The sequence below is a fragment of the Caballeronia sordidicola genome, from assembly GCF_000729995.1.
GTDB lineage: Bacteria > Pseudomonadota > Gammaproteobacteria > Burkholderiales > Burkholderiaceae > Caballeronia > Caballeronia sordidicola_A.
Genome location: NZ_JNFG01000103.1, coordinates 1 through 1,163 on the forward strand (window position 1 = coordinate 1; position 1,163 = coordinate 1,163).

A 1,163-nucleotide genomic window follows, 5' to 3' on the forward strand; every position below is an offset into this window, starting at 1 on the left:
ACCATTTCTGTATCACTTTTAAAACGGCCGACAAATGCTTATGCGATCGCGGTTTGAAGGTCGCAAAGGCGCGGTTTCAAATGACGTTGCAAAAACCGGATGCGCCTCCAGTAAGGGATTGAGCGTACGGAAGCGTTTGCGCGATTAATCGGACGGATCGCTCCGGTTTGACCGTGCACCGTTCAAGAGTGAATCAAAAACGTTTCCATCCCCACTGTGCGCTGCTGCATATCCTGGGGGGCACTATGCTGGTACTGGGTTTGCGCCTGCTGGCACGGTCCTCGCTAAATGTGTGGTGCAGCACTAGCCAATGTCGAAATCAGAAATCAAGCAAACGACTTTGACAGAGCTGCTACGGGGCCGGTCGCTACATGTCTTAGATAGATGCCATCAGATGCATCACGAGACGCGCAGCGGACCGGAATAAAAAAGTAAGGCGCACAGCGCAATCGAGGGAACAAAATCATGTTGAATCTTCAATCCGACCTGCACGGCAATCATCTGTTGGGCGCGCTTCCGGCGCACGAATGGCAAGCGCTTACGCCACATCTCGAACTCGTCCAGCTTCGTACGGGCCAACTGCTTTGCGATTCGGGACAACGCATCCATCACGTGTATTTCCCGACGACAGCCATCATCTCTTTGCTTCACTCGATGGAAGACGGCAGCTCGGCGGAAATTGCAGCCATCGGACGTGAAGGCATGACCGGCGTTCCTATCCTGACCGGCGGCGATACCATGCCGACGCGCGTCCAGGTCCAATGCCCGGGCTTCGCTTATCGCATGAGTGCTAGCGCCTTACGCGAGCAGTTCAATCGCTCGGATTTCCTGCGCCGCCTGATGCTGCTGTACATGCAAGCCCTGCTGACGCAAATTGCGCAGACCGCTGCGTGCAACCGTCACCACTCGCTGAGCAAGCAGTTGTGCCGCTGGTTGCTGATCGAGATTGACCGTACGCCGTCCAACGAATTCCACGCGACGCAGCAGATGATCGCCGACATGCTGGGCGTGCGTCGCGAAGGGGTCACGGAAGCGGCCGGAAAGCTCCATGACGCCGGTCTGATCCATCACAGCCGTGGTTGCATCAAGGTGCTCGATCGCGCCGGTCTGGAAGCCCGTGCGTGCGAATGCTATGGCATCGTCAAGCGCGAGTTCGACCGTAT

The 1,163-nt window shown here is 56.7% G+C and carries 1 protein-coding gene; it reads left to right on the top strand.

Going from position 1 to position 1,163, the window contains the following annotated elements:
• Positions 1-465: 465 nt before the first annotated feature.
• Positions 466-1,163: Crp/Fnr family transcriptional regulator (locus tag FH08_RS0133890; protein ID WP_031362613.1), on the top strand; the 698-nt coding region annotated here is incomplete at its 3' end.